Here is a 17,787-nt window from a genome sequence, read left to right on the forward strand (position 1 = left end):
GCCCTTCCCCGCTCCTTCCCTGGTCAGGACGCTGATGTGCACGCTTCCCGTGAGGAGGCCCCTCAGACGGGGGTAGTGGAGGAAGTGTGTCCGGTTCATGGTGAGGGGCATGACAGATCTGCAAACCTTCGTACTGCCCGCGACGGTTGAGGGCAGCGACGCGGACAAGGCATTGGGCCAGGCCCTGATCGCGGCCTGGCAGGTCGACGGCATCTTCCAGATCGTGGCCACGCCCGAACAGGAAGCCGTCACCGACCGGACCCTCGACGCCTCCCGGGACTTCTTCGGCCGCCCGTTCAAGGAGAAGGCCCAACACGTCTCCGACCTCACCTACAGCGGATACGTCGCCTCCGGTGAGGAGGAGACCGCCGGGGAGAAGGACGGCTCGGAGATCTTCACCGTCTGCCCCGACATCCCCGAGGACGACCCCCGCGTCCTCGACAGGTGGCCGTGTCACGGCCCCGCCCCCTGGCCCTCCGAGCAGTACGCCACGGCCATGAAGGACTACATGGGCACCGTCGGCGACATCGGCCGGCGGCTGCTCCAACTGACCGCGCTGGGCCTCGGCCTGGGCGACATGGAGCACTTCACGAAGCTCACCGAGGACGGCTGGCACCACATGCGGGTCCTGCGCTTCCCGCAGGCCGACGCGACCTCCGAACGGGGCATCGGCTCCCACACCGACTACGGCCTGCTGGTCATCGCGGTCCAGGACGACGTCGGCGGCCTCTACATCCGTCCCCCGGTCGAGGGCGAGGCCCGCGGACGCAACTGGCTGCCCGACGAGTCCATGGCCGGGCGGTACGAGAACGAGGAGCCCTGGACCTTCGTCACCCCGGTCCCCTCGGTGTTCACCGTCTTCCCGGGCGACATCATGCAGTTCATCACCGGCGGAACCCTCCTCTCCACTCCGCACAAGGTGCGCCTGGCCGATCGTGAGCGGTACACCATCGCGTACTTCCACGAGCCGTCCTTCCAGGCCGTCGCGCGACCTCTGGAAGCGGCCGGGCCGGACGAGTTCATCCACTACGGCACGCACTTCACCAACATGTTCATGCGCTGCTACCCCGAGCGCACCGCCACCGCGCGCATCGAGAACGAGGACCGGCTGGCCGTCCTTGAGCGCCTCCGCAAGGAAGCCCTCAACTCCTGAACCACATCCACGGCGGGCCGTCCCCCCACCGGCACGCCCTGAAGCCGCCCGGCAACCAGTCGGGCGGCTTCAGACATAAGCAGTTCGCAGAACGGTTCTCAGGGCAGCAGGCCCAGACTGCGGGCCGTCACGACGGTCTCCATACGTGAGTGGCATCCCAGTCGGCGCATCGCGCTGCGCAGATAGCTCTTCACCGTCTCCGCCCGAAGGCCGAGTTCGTCCGCCACATCGGCGTTGGTCCGCCCCAGCGCGACGCACGACAGCACGTCGAGTTCCCGCGAGGAGAGGGCGCTGAGGTGGCGGGAGACGGGGGCTCCCGCGCCGGCCAGCTTGGCGGACACTTCGACGACCCGGTCGCGCAGGTCGGGGTCCGCGAGCCGCTGGGCGAGGATCCGCAGCTCGGCGTAGGCCTCGCGAACCGTCTCCCACCGGGGGGACAACGGGCCCTCCGGCAGGTCGTCGCCCTCCGTGGGCTCGTTCAGCGCGTCGAGGCGGCGCATCACCTCGTCACGCACCGCCATGTTCTGTTCCATACCGCGGGCGGCCTGCATGACGGCGTCCACGGTCCGGTCGCCCAGCCCGACGGACTGGCGGACCGCCCCGTACATGACCGCCCGCACCGTCCGGTTCACCACCACGGGGGCGGCCACGACGGCATGGATGCCCTCCGCGGCGACCATCAGGTCGTAGTGGTGGCTGATCTGCTTGGAGTTCGCGTAGTCGTTGACGGCGATGGGGCGGTGCAGGGCCACCACCTTGCCGCCGAGCCCCATGCCGAATCCGAGGGTCAGTCCGTACAGGGCGTTGGTGGAATTGCCCGTGAACTCGGTGAGTTGCGCGTGCCGCCCTCGGACCACGACGCCACCGAAGGCGAGGTCCACGCCGGCGGCGTCACGTAACGCCTTGATGCCACGTTTGACCTGGCGGTCGTCGTCCGAAGTGGAGGGTGATTTCAGTGTCATGCGGGTTCCTCGATCTGCCTGGGGGCCGGTCTGCGCCCCCGCCCGCCGTGTGCGCGGGCTTCGTGCGGGAGATGTGCTGCTGTTGTGCGACTGCTGTGAACAGGTACGTAAGGACGGGGTCCGCGACTCTGCGGCGCCTGTGGCTCGAAGCAGCCCTCCACCGCGGAGCCCCGGCTCATGAAGTGGCGCCGAACACCTCGCTCGGCCTGTCCCGGGCGCGGGCGAGCATGGCGGAGTGGCCGTGGCGACAGCCCCGGACCTCGGCGACCTTCGCCGACTCGCGGTGGTCCGTCAGACCGCCGAGGGCTCTGGGCGGGACCGGTGCTCCGGTGCGCCGGACCGCCACGAACACCTGGTACGTCAGCCGCTCGCCGGCCCGGGTGACCTGGCCGCCGCACACCATCGGCACGGGTCCGTCCCGGCCGGGTTCGAAGCGTCGGCCGACGCGGTCGATCGTGCACTCGGCGGCGGCGCCGAGGAGGAAGGCCATGGCCTGCGGACAGCCGTCGGGCATCAGGGTTCCCGGGGCGTACGGATGTGAGCCCGGGCGAGTACGTCGTCGGTGAGGAAGCACGCCTGACCGTCGCGCATGCTCAGCCGGAGTGCGCCGCCGCCGACGCAGCAGTCGTGGGGGAAGAAAAGCCGTACGCCGCCGTGACCGTCGACAGGGACCTCGTACTGGAGGGCCTCGCCCGGCAGGGGAGGGCTGCCGTGGTGGGTCGGCTCGCAGCCGAGCAGGCGGTACACGCGCTCACCCCGATCGGGTGGATGGGCCTGCCCCGCCTCGACCACGATGCCGGCCGGCATCCGTCCGACAGGGCCGAGGTGCCCGCTGTCGAACCGGACGCCGGTCTCGGTCCAGCGGGTGCTTGTGCCCATGGAACCGGGTTCGGCGGCGATCCCTGTGACACGGTCCAGCGGCAGCGGCAGCGGCAGGGGTGCGGGCATCCGGGGCTGCCGGAGGTACCGGTCCGCTGGGGCGAACAGGGGGCCGTACATGGTGGACATGAGGAGGTGCCGATGGACCGACGCGGCGTGGTGATGCGCTTCCACCACCGCGTTCCCGAAGGCCGCGCTCTGCCCTGAGGCCGTGGTTCCCGCAGGCGATGCGACGAGGCGTGAGGGACCGAAATCGATTCCGGGCACCCCCACGGGGGTCGTCGGCGCGCCCCCGGCCGCAGTCACGACCGGGACGCCGTGCGGGCGACGAACGGCCCATGAGGATGGACTGTCCGCCCAGCACCCGCTCGCGCGCCCAGTCCGACACCCACCGCAGGGCACGCCCGACGGTGCCCACGGCGCGCGCCGCGCTCAGGACCCGCTCCCCCAGTCGTACGCCCGGCACGTCCTCGCCGACGCGGAACATGGTCGAAGCCCCGTCGGGCTGGACGACCACCAGCACGATCGTCGCGAGGCGCCGGGGGTCGGAACCGGCCTCGGGCCCGGTGATGGCCCCGGCCCCGAACCGATCGTCCCGGTTCTCCGGGACGAGGTGGCGCCCGCGCTGCTCCGGAGCAAGGCCGACCAGAGCCGCTTCGTCCTCGTACGCCCTGATCTTCCGGGCGAGGTCGACAGCGCTTTCCCTGAGTTGTGCGAGACGTGGAGAGTACGAGAAAAGCAAGGGGGGCGCCTCTCTGTGCGCGCAGGCTCGGAGCTGCTGGGGGCACACAACGGCTCTGCGTTCGGCGGGCCTTGATTCGGAGGGGGGTGGGGGAGTGAGCGAGGCTCGCCCCCGCCTTGGGCGGCTTGTCGCTGGCACCACCATGAGGTAAACCGGGCTCCCCAGCTACCCCCGTATGAGGGTAAAGCGGAGGGGATGGATATCTAAAAACCGGGTCAATTCAACGTCGGTGGCGGCTGGGGTCGACGAGCTGCCCGACCGCTCCGCCGTATGTGCACGTGTCACCTCAGAATGAGCTGACTGTTCGTCAATTGACTTTCTGCTGTGGCCTCTTGACGCGGTCGAGTCGCTTGAAGAACTGTTCTCCTGACTACGGGGGAGCAGTCGGCCAAGGAGTCATCCCTGTCGTGTTGCCGGCAGAAGACAGTGAGGAGGCCGCGGCCGCCCGTGCCGCGGTCCTGGCTCTGCGCAGGGAAAGCGGGATGCCTGTCGCCGGGGCAGCCTGGGTCGTCGGCCCGCGGCAGTTACGGATCGCCGAGACGAGCGGGGTGCGGTCGAGGGACCGCCGGGGGCTGACCGTGCCGGCCGGGTCCGGACTGATCGGCAAGGTGCTGGCGACCAGCCGGCCGGCGGCGGTGAGCGACTACGGGGCGGCCCCCCAGGCCGGCCACGAGTACGACTCCTTCGTCGCGGCCGAGGGGGTGAGAGCGATGGCGGCGGCACCCGTGATCGTGGGCACCACCGTCCGGGCCGTTCTCTTCGTGGGATCGCGCGACGCGGTACGGCTCGGTGACCGGGTGCTGACCGCGGTGACGGCGGCGGCGCGCGACCTGGAGCAGTTCCTCGCCTCCCACGAACAGGTGCACCGGCTGCTCTCGGAGGCCCGGGCCGTACGCAACAGTGCCCAGCCCCCTGACAGGGCGGCCATGGAGCGCGTGCACGAAGTCCACACCGACCTGCTGAACCTTGCCTCGACACTCGACGAGGGACACCTGAAGGAACGTTTCCACGAGGTGTGCTTCCTGTTGGAACAGGGCTGCTGCGCCGAGGGACCACCACCGGAGAAGTCGGCGACGCGCCTGTCGCCCCGCGAACTCGACGTCCTCGCGGCGGTCGCCGAGGGCTGCACCAACCTCGACATCTCCGACCGGCTGGACATCGGTCTGGAGACCGTGAAGGGCTACTTGCGCTCGGTGATGCGCAAGCTCGGCGCCACCACCCGCTTCGAAGCCGTCACCGCGGCTCGCCGGGCGGGACTGCTGCCATGACCACGCGACGCCGGGTGCGTGCCAGGTGGTGTGGACCGCCTCGGTGGTGTCGGCCGGGGGCGGCCGACACCACCGCCCCGTCCCTTCCGTCAGCCGGTGATGGCCACGGGCTCCCAGACCGCCTCGGGATCGAGCGGCAGACCGGGCCGGTCGCGCTTGAACGCCTCGGCCTGTTCCTCGACCCTCGGGAGAGCGTGGTCCGGCGCGCCGAAGCCGCGGAACAGGGTCGCGCAGTACTCGTGCGACAGGAAGTTCGCGTCCCACTCTCCGTCCGGTTTGACCCACTGGTAGGTGTGGTTGTGGAGGTTGAGGAACTGCAGGGTGGCCAGCCGCGGGGGCAGCGCACGGAACGTGCCCTGGTCGACGGCCTCGGCGAGCAGCCCCGAGATCAGCTCCTCGAACTCGGAACGCTGGCCCAGCAGTGCCTTCAGCTCCGCACCACTCAGGCTGCGGTAGTCGTGCTCGTACACCCAGATGTGGTCGAGCCTGCGGAAGATGATCGTCAGCAGCGACTCCGACAGCAGGCGCAGTCGCAGCAGGGGATCCGTGTCGAGCTCCGCGATCTGCCGGGCCCGGGACAGCAGCGGCCCCATCACCCGCGACTGGATCTCGAGGAGAAGGTTCTCCTTGGAGCCGATGTAGTAGTACAGGGCTCCCTTGGCGAGCCCCACCGCCCGGCCCAGGTCGTTGATCGATGTCGCCGCGTATCCCTGTCGCGCGAACAACTCCGCCGCGACATCGATGATCTTCTGCCGTCTGATCTCGAAGCCCGGTCCGTGGCCCGGCGGTCGTGGCATGGACTCTCTCCCCGCTCGATAATGACGAAATACCGATCAAAACCGACTCCCGGGACCACGTCGGACGGCTTTCCGCACATCCGGGGGAAGCGGAATCCGGGGGCATCACCTTGTTTGCTGGACCAAACGGTACGTCAAAAGATCCAGCCAGTCCGAACACCGTTGCTTGAGAGCTCGCGAGGCACTCGACCTGTGACGAGTGTCCCGAGTGAGGAGTGGCGCATGACCACGGTAGGTATTGGCACCGGTGCCGGTCGCGGGGTGGGAGAGGGCCTGCGCGAGGCGTCTCGCCGACATGGTGGACGTGCTGTTGCTCGCCGACCGGAACGACGCGGCCGTGGCCGCGCTCGCGAAGGATCTGTCCGGCTCCGGCAGAGCCGTCGTCGAGCCGTTCGCAGTGGATGTCACCGACCGGGAGGACCTCGCCCGGCTGGCCGAGCGAGTCAGTGAGCTCGGCACACTACGGGCCGTCGCACATGCCGAGGGCGTCGCGCCGGAGGACGCCGACTGGCGCGGGATCATCGAGGTCGACTTCGTCGGAACCGTGCTGCTCGCCGAGGCGCTCCGCCCCCTGGCCACCGCCGGCACGGCGTTCGTGTACTGCGCCTCCGTGTCCCCGTTGATCGCTCACATCGAACCCGACCCGGTGGTCGCGGCCGTCCTGGACGACCCGCCGCAGGAGGGCTTCCTCGACCGGATCCGTGACGCGATCGGCCCGGCTGTCGAGGATGCCGCGTGGGCGTATCCGTGGGCCACCTACGGCGTGCAGCGCTTCGCCCGGGCCGAGGCGGTGCGGCTGGGGCCGGTGGGCGCACGCGCGTGCTCGCTGTCGCCCGGCGCGATCGACACCCCGCAGACCCGGCTGGAGGCGGCGCGGCACGAGTCGGTACAGGAACTCATCCAGCGCACACCGCTGGGCCGCACCGGCCGGTAAGAGGAGGTGGCCGCCGTCGCCGCGTTCCTGCTGTCGGACGAGGCGAGCTACGTCAGCGGTGTCGTCGTCGACGGTGGCCTGTGCGCCGCCCTGCGGGACGAGTGATCCGGAACGACCGCGTCAGTACCCCGCATCCGGTACGGCCCACCGCCGCGGATGGGTCGTGGAGGGCCCGGAGTTCGGCCGGACGCAGAAGGTACTTCCGCCGCGCGCGCCGGTACCGGAAGGGAGGGCGGCCGCGATGGGCGCCGACACGGCCCGGATCCTCGGCCGGGGTGCTGGGCCGAGTGAACGCTTCTCCTTCGCCGTGCACCGCGTTCACCGGAACCGGGCCGAGTGACCCGTGACCGCTGTGGCCACGGGTCACCGCACGGTCAGCCCTTGCGGGTGTTGATCTCTTCGGTGAGCTGGGGGACGACGTCGAAGAGGTCGCCGACGACGCCGTAGTCGACGAGGTCGAAGATGGGGGCTTCGGCGTCCTTGTTGACGGCGACGATGGTCTTGGAGGTCTGCATGCCGGCGCGGTGCTGGATGGCGCCGGAGATGCCGTTGGCGATGTACAGCTGCGGGGAGACGGACTTGCCGGTCTGGCCGACCTGGTTGGTGTGCGGGTACCAGCCGGCGTCCACCGCGGCGCGCGAGGCGCCGACGGCCGCGCCGAGGGAGTCGGCGAGGGCCTCGATGATCGCGAAGTTCTCGGTGCCGTTGACGCCGCGGCCGCCGGAGACGACGATCGCGGCCTCGGTCAGCTCCGGGCGTCCGGTGGACTCGCGCGGGGTGCGGGCGGTGACCTTGGTGCCGGTGGCCAGCGCCCCGAAGGTCACCTCCAGCGCCTCGACCGCGCCGGCGGCCGGGGCGGCCTCGACGGCGGCGGAGTTCGGCTTGACCGTGATGACCGGGGTGCCCTTGGAGACACGGGTCTTGGTGGTGAAGGAGGCGGCGAACACCGACTGGGTGGCCACGGGGCCGGAGTCGCCGGCTTCGAGGTCGACGGCGTCGGTGATGATGCCGGAGCCGATGCGCAGGGCGAGGCGGGCGGCGATCTCCTTGCCCTCGGCGGAGGAGGGGACGAGGACGGCGGCCGGGGAGACGGCCTCGAAGGCGGCCTGGAGGGCGTCGACCTTGGGGACGACGAGGTAGTCGGCGTACTCGGCGGCGTCGTGGGTCAGGACGCGGGTCGCGCCGTGCTCGGCGAGCGCGGCGGCGGTGTCGGCGGCGCCGTTGCCGAGCGCGACGGCGACGGGCTCGCCGATGCGGCGGGCCAGGGTCAGCAGCTCCAGGGTGGGCTTGCGGACGGCACCGTCCACGTGGTCGACGTAGACGAGAACTTCAGCCATGGATCTTCAGCACCCTTTCTCAGATGAACTTCTGGCTCGCGAGGAACCCGGCGAGCTGCTTGCCGCCCTCGCCCTCGTCCTTGACGATCGTCCCGGCGGTACGCGCCGGGCGCTCGGCCGCGGAGTCGACGGCCGTCCAGGCGCCCTCCAGACCGACTTCCTCGGCCTCGATGTCGAGGTCGGACAGGTCCCAGGACGCCACCGGCTTCTTCTTCGCCGCCATGATGCCCTTGAAGGAGGGGTAACGCGCCTCGCCCGACTGGTCGGTGACCGACACGACCGCCGGCAGGGACGCCTCCAGCCGCTCCGACGCCGCGTCACCGTCCCGACGGCCCTTGACCACGCCGTCCTCGACGGAGACCTCGGACAGCAGGGTCACCTGGGGGACACCCAGACGCTCGGCGACCAGCGCCGGGACGATACCGCCGGTACCGTCGGTGGACGCCATGCCGGAGATCACCAGGTCGTAGCCGGCCTTCTCGATCGCCTTGGCCAGCACCAGCGACGTACCGATCGCGTCCGTGCCGTGCAGGTCGTCGTCCTCCACGTGGATCGCCTTGTCGGCGCCCATCGACAGCGCCTTGCGCAGCGCGTCCTTGGCGTCCTCGGGACCCACGGTCAGCACGGTGATCTCGGCATCGTCGGCCTCGTCGGCGATCTGCAGCGCCTGCTCGACCGCGTACTCGTCCAACTCGGAGAGCAGACCGTCCACGTCGTCACGGTCGACGGTCAGGTCATCGGCGAAGTGCCGGTCGCCGGTGGCGTCGGGCACGTACTTCACAGTGACAACGATCCTCAAGCTCACAATCGATCTCCTCTGGTCTCCTGATGGGTGTCCGGGATTGTCTCGGCCGTCATGGGCCACTGCGTCGCAGCCGCACGTGGTACGAGTAGTGCTCCGGCAGAAAGTGACTGATGGCCAGCTCCACGAGCTGTCCGGTGACGGACTGGTAGACACGGTCGATGCGCAGCAGCGGCCTGCCCGGTTCGCAGTTCAGGTGGCTCGCGATCTCGGGCGTCGCCTCGGCGACCGTGATGCTCTGCTCTGCTTCGGCGATCGGCTCGGGCAGACGCTGGTCGAGCAGCCCGAGGACGGTGAGGGCGTTGGGCGTGCCCGGCAGCAACAGCTCCTGCACCGATTCCAGCAACCGGCCGACGGCGGGTGGCAGCCAGACCGCGGTGTGGCAGAACGCGACGTCTTCGTGCAGCCGCAGGAAGGTCAGCTTGTGCACCCGGTCGGTGTGGAGGCCCAGCCGGCCCGCCGCGTCGACGTCCACCCGCCGGTGCAGAGGCGTGACGACGGCCATGCGGGTGTCCAGGGACAGCCCCATGAGGTCGTCCACCGAGCCGATCTGGCGCAGGTACTGCTGCTCACGGGGGGTGGCGAACGTGCCGCGCCCCGCCACCCGGTAGACCAGGCCCTCCGCGACGAGGTCCTGGAACGCCCGGCGCACGGTCTGCCGGCTGACCTGGTACCGCTCGGCCAGTTCGGCCTCCGTGGGCAGCCGCACCCCGTCGGGGTAGTCGTGCCGCAGGACCGACGCCCGTAGGTCACGGGCGAGCCTGAGGTACGCGCTCTCCCGCACCCCGTCACCGCTTGCGACGTCAGCCATCGAGTTCCTCCCGGGCATGAGCTGCCCGTGTCGATCAGCCCTGTCAGCAGATTTGTACGGCCAAATCCAATCCGCTGTCAACGCTGTCCCCGCCCGCTGAACTGTGACCTTTCTAATCGCGGAACGCTCGGCGGGGAAGCACCGGCAGACGGGCGCGCCTTTGTACGCAACAATGTCGTGCCGAAGGAAGGAAAGGGAGGAAGGGACCGCGGATGGAGCCGCTCCAGAAGAAGGCGGCGGCCCGCACGGGCTCCGCCCGAACCGGCCGGCCGTACGCGACATCACGGCCCGTACTCGAACGGCTGGGCTTCGAGCTGTTCGCACGGCAGGGGTTCGACGGCACGACGGTCGACGACATCGCCGACGCGGCGGGGATCGGCCGCCGCACCTTCTTCCGGTACTTCGCCTCCAAGAACGACCTCGTGTGGGGCGACTTCGAAGCGCAGCTGGCCAGGCTCGACGCCTTGCTGGCGGCGGCGGACCCGGACACGCCGATGATGGACGCGGTGCGCGAGGCGGTCGTCGAGTTCAACCGGTTCGACCCGGCGTTGGTGCCCTGGCACCGCCAGCGCATGGCGCTCATCCTGCGGGTGCCGACCCTCCAGGCGGACTCGGCCGTGCGCTACGCGTCGTGGCGGACGCTCGTCACGGAGTTCGCCGCCCGGCGCCTGGACCGGCCCGCCTCCGACCTGCTGCCCCGGCTGATCGGCGGTACCGTCCTGGCCGCGTGCGTCGCCGCGTACGAGCAGTGGCTGACCGACGAGGACGCCGATTTGAGCGACCTGCTGGACCTGGCCGTCCGGCAACTCGCGGCCGGGTACGGGGACCTCGGCAGCGGGTAGTGCCGCTTCCGGCTCCCGGGCCGCCCGTGGTCCTGGACGGTTCACGTCAGGCCGCGGCGCATGGTGCCTGGACGGTTCACGTCACGCCGCGGCGCATGGCGTCGGCGACGAGTTCCCCGATGAGGACGGCGGTCGCCGCCGGGCCCCGTAGCGGGGGCGTCGGCAGGATCGACGTGTCGGCGACACGCAGACCGGCGACACCGTGCACCCTTCCGTAGGGATCGACGGCCGCCCGGGGATCGCCGACGGGGCCCAGGGGAACCGTGCCGCAGGTGTGCTGGGACGTGCCGAGATGCCCGAGGACCCACTCGTCGAGCAGACGGTCGTCGCCCAGTACCCGTGCCCCCGGCTCCGTGAGCCCGCCGGAGACCTCCCCGAAATCACTCGTACCGACCAACTCGGCGGTGACACGGACCACTTCGCGCATTCGCCGCCGGTCCTCCGGGGTCGACAGATAGCCGTAGCCGATGCTCGGGGGTGTCGCGGGATCGGCGGAACGCGTGCGCATCCGGCCGCTCGTCCGCGGCGTGACGCCTGGGACGTCGTCGTCGACGTCAACCTCAAGGGCGCCTGGAACACGGCACGGGCCGCGATCCCCTGGATGATCGAGGCGGGGGAGGGCGGCTCGACCGTCATCACCAGCTCGGCGGCTCCCTGGTCACCGTCGGGCAGGGCGCGGCGGGGGAGTGGACAGCGGTGCTCGGGGCCGCGGGCGGGGTCGGCAGCGCGGCCGTCGACATCGCGACCCGGCTGGGGATGCGGGTCGTCGCGGCGGCGTCGAGTCAGGAGCGGCTCGCGGTAGCCCGCAAGCTCGGCGCCGAGGCCGGTGTCGACTACGCCCACGAGGACCTGAAGACGCGGATCCGCGAGCTGACCGGCGGCGAGGGCGCCCACCTCGTCGTCGACCCCGTGGGCGGCGACCACGCGGAGGCCGCCCTGCGCGCGCTGCGGCGGGGCGGCCGGTTCGTGACGGTGGGCTACGCCGACGGGAAGATCCCCCGGATCCCGCTAAACCTCGTACTGCTCAAGGACGCCGTCGTACGGGGCTTCGAGATCCGCATGCTGCGCCAGTACGCCCCGCAGTCGGTGGCCGCCGGCGATCGGGCGCTCGCCCGGATGGTCCGGGACGGGATGCGCCCGCTCGTCTCCCGCGTCCACCCCCTCGGCGAGGTGGCGTCCGCACTGACCGACGTGGCGGAACGGCGCACCACCGGCAAGGTGGTCATCGACATGACGTGGCGAGCGTGAACTCCGGTCAGAACGTGGTGGCTGCTCCACCCGGACGTACGCCGGGGCCTCGCGTCGTCTACGGCCTGTGACGTCCGTGCCCACCGGGCGCCCCGGCTTCTACAGCGTGAAGGGGCGCCCGTCCACGATGCCGGTCTGCAGCCTGGCGCTGCCGCTGTGGGTGTCGACATGGAGCAGAAAGGCGTACGGGTGGTTGTGGCACTTTCGGCTGATACGGCGCCAGTTGGCGAGCAGGAACGTCACGCTGGCCTGCGTCGCCACATCGCTGCTGCCGGCGCAGATCGTGACCCGGGGGCCGGAGGCCTCGGTGGCGAAGGACTGGATGGTGGCTATCTCGGTGTCGGGCGCGTTACCCCTGCCCGCGAAGAACTGACCGGCCAACGGACCCGACCTGACCCGCAGCCCCCATTCGCCGTCGCCGCCCTGCTGCTCGGGGACCGCCTGCGCCGACGGATGCCTGAATCCCAGGGCGGTCAGATGGTTGTAGGTGGGGCCGCCGATCAGGACGAGACTGCGGCCCGCCACCTGGCTGGGCAGATGGGCGAAGGGTTCCGTGGCCGCCGAGGCGGTGGCGAGAGCGCTGCTCGGCGGACAGAACTCGGTTCCCTCCACCGGGCCGGACGCCCCGATCCGGCCGGACGGCAGGACAGGCGTGCGCGGGCGCAGCAGCCGTACCAGCGGATCGGTCAGCGATTCGCGCAGGGCGATCGCTGCCTCGAACTCGCGCCGGGACACCACATTGCCGACGAATCCGTTCTGCCGGTAGCTGCCGACGGTTCCGCCCTCGCGTACCAGCATGTCGGGCAGCACGATCAGCAGGCGCCGGTCGCCGGTGGCGCCGAGCAGGTGTGCCAGGCCCCGTGTCTGTCGGCGCAGGAGCACATAACCGAAGCCGATGGCCAGCACCGACCAGATCAGGTCCGCCGCAAGATTGTCGATGATCGCCGTCACCTCCATGAGTGCCACGCCGGTCCCGAAGGCTTCACCAGATGTCTCCGTCCCGCCAGTCGGTGGTCAGATCCGCGTCGGGGTTCACGCTGCTGTCGACCGGCAGGCGGAACATGACGGCTCCGCGCGCGGGCGCGGCGGGGAGGGTCTCCTCGTCGGTCCGGACGAAGGTCGGTCCGCGCCACTTCTGCCAGCCCTGGCGTTCGTAGAACTCGTACTTGCTGGCCGCGAAAACGCCGATCTCATGATGCAGTCGGATCTCCGCCGTGGCCATGGCGACGACGATGCTGCCCAGTCCACGGTGCCGCAGGTGCGGCACTGTCGCCATCGACTCCCCGTACATTCCCCGGAGAGCGACGTTCCCCTGCTTGAACCACCGTGGTACCAGGGAACCGTGGGCGGCGAGTTCGCCCCGGTAGCGGAGGAGATAGTGGATGCCTCCGAGACAGTGCTGCCAGGCCGTGTCGCCATACCGCTCGCCGAAGCAGCCCTCCAGCATCGTGCGCAGCTCGGCCCGGCCGCCCTTCCCTAGTTCTTCCGTGGTGCGTGTCTCGATGGTGATCGACACGATGACCCGCCTTCCGTGTGTGGTGTCACTCGGCCGAACCGAGCGGCAGGGCGAACCGGAGGGGTACGAACATCTCGGCGAAGTCGCAGCCGAATCGCGTGCCGTGCAGGAACGCCCGTGCCCGGACCGACTTGCTCCGAAGCTCCGGGCGGGTACGCACCTGAGAGGCGTGGGTGGACAGGAGAGTGGCCTTCTCCTTGATCACCGATCCGATGTTCACGCCTATGCCGGAGGACAGCAGCGGAGAGCGCGGGGATTCGAACAGCAGTACGTTGGCGAGCTGCCGGGCGGCGATCCGCATCGCTCGGTGCGTCTGTATGTGGTCCTGGTGGGTGTCCTCGGGTAAGTGCGTGTAGACCAGGTCCGGGTCGGCGCTCGCTATCTCCTCCTCCAGGAGCGTCACCAGTTCGTCCAGCGGCCCCAGACGGCCATCGGGTAGCCGGAGCATGACAACTTTGGCGCCGAGGGCCTCGGCGGCCCGGGTCTGTTCGGCGGCGCGCTCCGTGGCGTCACCACCACGGGCTCCGTCGCTCACGACGACCAGCGTGATGGAGGCACCCTGAGCCGCGTGGCGCAGCAGCGCACCGCCGCACCCGAACTCGATGTCGTCCGGATGGGCTCCGACCGCCAGCACTCGATCCCACATCGCGCGTCCCCCGTCGAGCACATGAGCACATGGCCTGAATCTTGCGGGTTCAACTATGAGGTGGACAGATCGGGAAAGTCCTGAAAGGAGCGCCGAATTGGCAGCCAACTACGGCTAATTCATCACCTGCTGATGCAGCATTGATCTCTGCGGTCCTCCCCACTCTGCCCTCCGGCCGATTTCAGGAGATCCGAGCCACACCGGCCAGCCGCGTGGGCGGCAGATACTCGCGCACGTACGTCCGCTCCCAGCACGCCCTTGTCTCCCGCCACTCCCGCCAGGTCGTGTAGCGGTAGCGGAAGAGCCGGGCGCGCACATAGCGCGGCGGGGCGTCCGCCGGGAACGGGGAGCGCCGCAGCAGGCGGAGTGTGTCGTGGTCGTTGTCCAGGAGCCGCTCCACCAGACCGCCGAACCAGGGGGTGGCATACGCGGGGGAGAGGGCCGCGAACCACATCAGCCAGTCGAGCCGCAGATGGTACGGCGCGAACTGGCGCGGCCAGTGCCGTGGATCGCCCGGCTTGCCCTTGAACTCGTACTCCCGCCAGTCCGAGTCCTCGCGCGGTACGTCGTCCGCCGTGCCCTCGACCACCACCTCGTAGCGGACGCGGCTGACACTGCCGAAGGCGCCGTAGGTGTTGACCAGGTGGAGCGGGTCGAAGGAGCGGTTCATGACCTGGCGGCGGGAGAGCATGTTGCGGACCGGGCGGTAGCTCAGCCCGAGGAGCAGCGCGGCGACCGCGAGAACGACGCTCTCGTACCAGATTGGTGCCGAGGGCGTGTCCGGTGGCGTGCCCCCGAAGTCGACGGCGGACAGGGCCAGCACGACGGTGATCCAGTTCAGCCAGGAGAAGTTGCCCGACAGGATCAGCCACAGCTGGGTCACGATCATCAGCGAGGCGGCGGCCGTCGCGATCGGCTGCGGGGTGAACAACAGCACCGGGACGACGAGTTGGGTGACGTGGTTCGCGGCGACCTCGACCCGGTGCAGGGGCCTCGGCAGATGATGGAAGAACCAGCTGAACGGGCCGGGCATGGGCTGCGTCTCGTGATGATGGTAGAGACAGGTCAGCTCGCGCCAGCACGGGTCGCCGCGCATCTTGATCAGCCCGGCGCCGAACTCCACCCGGAACAGCACCCACCGCAGCAGGAACAGCACCACGACCGGCGGCGCCACCTCGTCATTGCCGAGGAACACGGCGAGAAAGCCGACCTCCAGGAGCAGCGACTCCCAGCCGAACGCGTACCAGGTCTGGCCGACGTTCACGATCGACAGATACATCGCCCATGGCACGAGCCAAAGGGCCATCCCGGCGAGGAGTGGAAGCCGCGAGTCGAGCCCCGCGAGCAGCGCCGCCGACACCGCGCAGCCGGCCCAGGCCCAGCCCGCGAAGAAACGGTCCGAGTAGTGCAGGTGGAAGACACCGGGCGCGTACCGCAGCGGCACCCGTTCGACGTAGCGGGGGACCGGCAGCATTCCGCGCTCCCCGATCAGTGCCCGGAACTGCAGGGCCGCGCCGAGGAAGGCGACCAGATAGACCACGGCCAGAGCCCGCTGGAAGAGCAGACGGCTCAGCCAGTAGTCGGGTGCGGTGAACCACTCCATGGGCTCTCGCGCTCCCGGGTCGAGGACGAAAGGAGGTGCACTACCGACGATAGTGACCCGATTTCCTTATCGCTCACCCCGAGCACACCAGTCGAATAATCCGGCAGATCCTGACAAAGTGTCCCCATGGCTGATCGGGGAACGAGCGGGTCGGCGAGCCCGGACGACTGGCCCGCCCATCCGGACCCGATTCTGGCGCTCAACCTGATGGGCAGCTTCGACTGGGATCTCGACACCGGCCACTTCCATATGGACGCCAGGGCATACGAGGTCTTCGACATCCGCCCGGAGGAGTACGACGGCAACCCCGAATCCCTCTCGCGGAGTGTCCCTCCGATGGAGGGGCGAAGGCTCGACACCATCGTCGCCCAGGCGATGAAGGACGGCAGCGAGAACTACGGCGCCTACTTCCGCATCCGCACCCGCGAGGGCACCTTGCGCTGGACCCACACCCAGGGCTACATCCGACGCGACGCGACGGGCCGCCCGCGCCGGGTGATCGGCATCGTCCGCGACGCCACGGACGAACTCCGGGAGGCCCGCGCCCGCACCGAACAGGCCGCCCGCGACGAGGCCAGCCGCCGGCAGAGCAACGTCGTCCAGATCACCACGGCCGCCCTCGCCCACGCCCGCACCGTCCAGGACGTCATCGACGTCCTGGAGGACACCCACGGTGTCACCCACCTGGGTGCGGCCAGCCTCGTCATGGGCCTGGTGGAGGCGGGCCGGATCCGTATGGTCGCCGCCGGGCCGGAGGACAGCTATGTGCCCGGCACCCGGGTCACCCGCCTCGACACCAAGTACCCGATGAACGAGGTCGTACGGACCCTGGTACCGCACTTCATAGAGTCACCGGAGGAGTTCGCCGAGTCGTACCCGCTGCTCTGGCCACACATCACCGACCTCAAGATCACCTCGGCCGCCTATCTGCCGCTGATCGTTCAGGCCAGGCCCATCGGCGCGATGGGCCTGCTCTACAACGACCGCCGGGGCTTCACCGCGGAAGACCGGAACGTCATTCTCGCGCTCGGCAGCAGCATCGCCCAGAGCCTGCAGAGAGCGATGTTCTACGAGGAGGAGAAGGACCTTGCCGAAGGGCTCCAGCAGGCCATGCTGCCCCGGTCCATCCCCAGCGTCCCCGGCGCCGACATCGCCGTCCGCTACCGCGCCGCCTCCATCGGAGGCTCCCTCGGCCGGGACATCGGCGGCGACTGGTACGACCTCATCCCACTGCCCGGCGGCCGGGTCGGCGCGGTCATCGGCGACGTCCAGGGCCACGACACACACGCGGCGGCCGTCATGGGCCAGCTCCGCATCGTCCTCAAGGCCTACGCCTCGGAGGGGCACACCCCGTCCACCGTGATGGCCCGGGCCTCCGTCTTCCTCCACGAACTCGACACCGACCGCTTCGCGACCTGCCTGTACGCCGAGGCCGACCTGTCCACCGGAGTGGTCCAGGTGGTCCGGGCCGGCCATATCGACCCGCTGATCCGTGAGACCGACGGTGACTGCCGCCGGGTCACCGTGGAGGGGGGGCTGCCGCTCGGGCTGTCCGCCGAGTTCGGCAGCCTGGAGTACCCCGTCAGCACGGTCGAGCTGGACCCCGGCCAGACGCTGCTGCTGTGCACCGACGGGCTCATCGAAGAGCCCGGCGCCGACCTCGACGACGGGATGCGGACCCTGAAGGAACTGATCAGCGCAGGGCCGGAGGACGTGGACGACCTCGCCGACCGGCTGATCGACGTGGCCGAGGAACGGGGCGGCGACGACGACGTGGCACTGCTTCTGCTGCGCCGCCGCAGTCCCAGCGCAGAGCAGCCCGGGGGCCGGCTCCAGCAGCATGTGGCGCTCGGTGACCCGGAGGCGCTCACCGAGGCTCGCCACATGATCCGGGCGGCGGTGCGGGCGTGGGGCGGTAATCGTCGTGCCGACGAGATCGAACTGGTCGCCGATGAGCTGATCACCAATGCGCTGATGCACACCGAAGGGTCCGCGATCGTCACGATGCGGGTGCTGACCGGGCCCGATCGGCGGCTGCGGGTGGAGGTGGAGGACTCGTCCAGCGCGTTGCCGCGGCGGCGGGAGGCGGGGGAGTCCGGGGTCTCGGGGCGGGGGTTGTTGCTGGTGGATCGGCTTGCCGATGTGTGGGGGGTGGAGGCACGGGGTGGGGGGAAGTGCGTGTGGTGCGAGTTTAATGTCCCCGGTCACGCGACGTAGGAGGGTCTCTCCCTCGCCGTCCCTTCGACC

At 70.0% G+C, this 17,787-nt stretch carries 18 protein-coding genes and 1 pseudogene; 7 read left to right on the forward strand and 12 right to left on the reverse strand.

What is annotated here, in order from left to right; translation table 11 throughout:
- Positions 1-109: 109 nt before the first annotated feature.
- On the forward strand, positions 110-1,153 hold the full coding sequence (locus SGFS_RS47290; RefSeq protein ID WP_286258837.1) for a 2-oxoglutarate and iron-dependent oxygenase domain-containing protein: 1,044 nt from the start codon (positions 110-112) through the stop codon (positions 1,151-1,153).
- 98 nt (positions 1,154-1,251) lie between these two features.
- Here SGFS_RS47290 and SGFS_RS47295 read toward each other — a convergent pair whose 3' ends face one another.
- The 3 genes from SGFS_RS47295 to SGFS_RS47305 all read right to left on the reverse strand — a co-directional run bounded on the left by SGFS_RS47295 (position 1,252) and on the right by SGFS_RS47305 (position 3,123).
- Complete coding sequence (locus tag SGFS_RS47295; protein WP_286258839.1) at positions 1,252-2,115, reverse strand: helix-turn-helix transcriptional regulator; 864 nt, start codon at positions 2,113-2,115, stop codon at positions 1,252-1,254.
- A 175-nt stretch (positions 2,116-2,290) separates the two neighbouring features.
- Entirely contained in the window at positions 2,291-2,629 is a 339-nt protein-coding gene (locus SGFS_RS47300; RefSeq protein WP_286258841.1) for a hotdog family protein, read from the reverse strand.
- Complete coding sequence (locus SGFS_RS47305; RefSeq protein ID WP_286258843.1) at positions 2,629-3,123, reverse strand: hypothetical protein; 495 nt, start codon at positions 3,121-3,123, stop codon at positions 2,629-2,631. Before SGFS_RS47305 ends, SGFS_RS47300 begins: the two co-directional genes overlap by 1 nt.
- Positions 3,124-4,143: 1,020 nt before the next feature.
- Between SGFS_RS47305 and SGFS_RS47310 the strand changes: the two genes are divergently transcribed.
- The gene (locus SGFS_RS47310) at positions 4,144-5,004 is read left to right on the forward strand and encodes a LuxR C-terminal-related transcriptional regulator (RefSeq protein ID WP_286258844.1); all 861 of its coding nucleotides are present in this window, start codon (positions 4,144-4,146) and stop codon (positions 5,002-5,004) included.
- A gap of 89 nt (positions 5,005-5,093) precedes the next feature.
- Here the strand turns inward: SGFS_RS47310 and SGFS_RS47315 are convergent, their stop codons facing one another.
- Complete coding sequence (locus SGFS_RS47315) at positions 5,094-5,801, reverse strand: TetR/AcrR family transcriptional regulator (RefSeq protein WP_286258845.1); 708 nt, start codon at positions 5,799-5,801, stop codon at positions 5,094-5,096.
- 295 nt (positions 5,802-6,096) lie between these two features.
- Between SGFS_RS47315 and SGFS_RS47320 the strand changes: the two genes are divergently transcribed.
- Positions 6,097-6,735 (forward strand): SDR family oxidoreductase, encoded by a 639-nt coding sequence (locus SGFS_RS47320; protein ID WP_286258846.1) that lies wholly within the window; start codon positions 6,097-6,099, stop codon positions 6,733-6,735.
- 374 nt (positions 6,736-7,109) lie between these two features.
- Here SGFS_RS47320 and SGFS_RS47325 read toward each other — a convergent pair whose 3' ends face one another.
- From SGFS_RS47325 to SGFS_RS47335, 3 genes are read right to left on the reverse strand one after another with little or no spacing between them, the layout of a single operon-like run.
- On the reverse strand, positions 7,110-8,072 hold the full coding sequence (locus tag SGFS_RS47325; protein ID WP_286258847.1) for an electron transfer flavoprotein subunit alpha/FixB family protein: 963 nt from the start codon (positions 8,070-8,072) through the stop codon (positions 7,110-7,112).
- A 19-nt stretch (positions 8,073-8,091) separates the two neighbouring features.
- Positions 8,092-8,877, reverse strand: coding sequence for an electron transfer flavoprotein subunit beta/FixA family protein (locus tag SGFS_RS47330; RefSeq protein ID WP_286258848.1), 786 nt, complete (start codon positions 8,875-8,877; stop codon positions 8,092-8,094).
- Between the two features lie 49 nt (positions 8,878-8,926).
- Complete coding sequence (locus SGFS_RS47335; protein ID WP_286258849.1) at positions 8,927-9,685, reverse strand: GntR family transcriptional regulator; 759 nt, start codon at positions 9,683-9,685, stop codon at positions 8,927-8,929.
- Between the two features lie 212 nt (positions 9,686-9,897).
- Here SGFS_RS47335 and mftR point away from each other — a divergent pair, with 212 nt between their 5' ends.
- Entirely contained in the window at positions 9,898-10,527 is a 630-nt protein-coding gene (gene mftR / locus SGFS_RS47340; RefSeq protein WP_286258850.1) for a mycofactocin system transcriptional regulator, read from the forward strand.
- 76 nt (positions 10,528-10,603) lie between these two features.
- On the opposite strand, the pseudogene SGFS_RS47345 reads toward mftR, so the two are convergent.
- Positions 10,604-11,041 (reverse strand): annotated as a pseudogene (locus SGFS_RS47345) (GMC oxidoreductase); the annotation flags it as partial.
- On the opposite strand from SGFS_RS47345, the gene SGFS_RS51575 reads away from it, so the two are divergent.
- Positions 11,015-11,329 (forward strand): SDR family NAD(P)-dependent oxidoreductase, encoded by a 315-nt coding sequence (locus SGFS_RS51575; protein WP_350284102.1) that lies wholly within the window; start codon positions 11,015-11,017, stop codon positions 11,327-11,329. The pseudogene SGFS_RS47345 and the gene SGFS_RS51575 sit on opposite strands and share 27 nt — an antisense overlap.
- Entirely contained in the window at positions 11,224-11,775 is a 552-nt protein-coding gene (locus tag SGFS_RS47350; RefSeq protein ID WP_286258851.1) for a zinc-binding dehydrogenase, read from the forward strand. Before SGFS_RS51575 ends, SGFS_RS47350 begins: the two co-directional genes overlap by 106 nt.
- 99 nt (positions 11,776-11,874) lie before the next feature.
- Here SGFS_RS47350 and SGFS_RS47355 read toward each other — a convergent pair whose 3' ends face one another.
- From SGFS_RS47355 to SGFS_RS47370, 4 genes are all read right to left on the reverse strand, one after another.
- Positions 11,875-12,741 carry a hypothetical protein gene (locus tag SGFS_RS47355; RefSeq protein WP_286258852.1) on the reverse strand — a complete coding sequence of 289 codons (867 nt, stop codon included), beginning with the start codon at positions 12,739-12,741 and terminating at the stop codon, positions 11,875-11,877.
- Between the two features lie 16 nt (positions 12,742-12,757).
- Positions 12,758-13,291, reverse strand: coding sequence for a GNAT family N-acetyltransferase (locus SGFS_RS47360; protein ID WP_286258853.1), 534 nt, complete (start codon positions 13,289-13,291; stop codon positions 12,758-12,760).
- 25 nt (positions 13,292-13,316) lie between these two features.
- Positions 13,317-13,937: a PIG-L deacetylase family protein gene (locus SGFS_RS47365; protein WP_286258854.1), complete on the reverse strand. Its 621-nt coding sequence runs from the start codon at positions 13,935-13,937 to the stop codon at positions 13,317-13,319.
- A gap of 181 nt (positions 13,938-14,118) precedes the next feature.
- Positions 14,119-15,540: a lipase maturation factor family protein gene (locus SGFS_RS47370; protein WP_286258855.1), complete on the reverse strand. Its 1,422-nt coding sequence runs from the start codon at positions 15,538-15,540 to the stop codon at positions 14,119-14,121.
- Between the two features lie 126 nt (positions 15,541-15,666).
- On the opposite strand from SGFS_RS47370, the gene SGFS_RS47375 reads away from it, so the two are divergent.
- On the forward strand, positions 15,667-17,757 hold the full coding sequence (locus SGFS_RS47375) for a SpoIIE family protein phosphatase (RefSeq protein ID WP_286258857.1): 2,091 nt from the start codon (positions 15,667-15,669) through the stop codon (positions 17,755-17,757).
- Positions 17,758-17,787: the final 30 nt, after the last annotated feature.

The organism is Streptomyces graminofaciens (assembly GCF_030294945.1).
Classification (GTDB): Bacteria; Actinomycetota; Actinomycetes; order Streptomycetales; family Streptomycetaceae; genus Streptomyces; species Streptomyces graminofaciens.

Coding starts and splice junctions, on each gene's coding strand:
- SGFS_RS47290 (WP_286258837.1), top strand. CDS start 110: ATGACAGATCTGCAAACCTTCGTACTGCCCGCGACGGTTGAGGGCAGC.
- SGFS_RS47295 (WP_286258839.1), bottom strand. CDS start 2,115: ATGACACTGAAATCACCCTCCACTTCGGACGACGACCGCCAGGTCAAA.
- SGFS_RS47300 (WP_286258841.1), bottom strand. CDS start 2,629: ATGCCCGACGGCTGTCCGCAGGCCATGGCCTTCCTCCTCGGCGCCGCC.
- SGFS_RS47305 (WP_286258843.1), bottom strand. CDS start 3,123: ATGTCCACCATGTACGGCCCCCTGTTCGCCCCAGCGGACCGGTACCTC.
- SGFS_RS47315 (WP_286258845.1), bottom strand. CDS start 5,801: ATGCCACGACCGCCGGGCCACGGACCGGGCTTCGAGATCAGACGGCAG.
- SGFS_RS47320 (WP_286258846.1), top strand. CDS start 6,097: ATGGTGGACGTGCTGTTGCTCGCCGACCGGAACGACGCGGCCGTGGCC.
- SGFS_RS47325 (WP_286258847.1), bottom strand. CDS start 8,072: ATGGCTGAAGTTCTCGTCTACGTCGACCACGTGGACGGTGCCGTCCGC.
- SGFS_RS47335 (WP_286258849.1), bottom strand. CDS start 9,685: ATGGCTGACGTCGCAAGCGGTGACGGGGTGCGGGAGAGCGCGTACCTC.
- mftR (WP_286258850.1), top strand. CDS start 9,898: ATGGAGCCGCTCCAGAAGAAGGCGGCGGCCCGCACGGGCTCCGCCCGA.
- SGFS_RS47365 (WP_286258854.1), bottom strand. CDS start 13,937: ATGTGGGATCGAGTGCTGGCGGTCGGAGCCCATCCGGACGACATCGAG.
- SGFS_RS47370 (WP_286258855.1), bottom strand. CDS start 15,540: ATGGAGTGGTTCACCGCACCCGACTACTGGCTGAGCCGTCTGCTCTTC.
- SGFS_RS47375 (WP_286258857.1), top strand. CDS start 15,667: ATGGCTGATCGGGGAACGAGCGGGTCGGCGAGCCCGGACGACTGGCCC.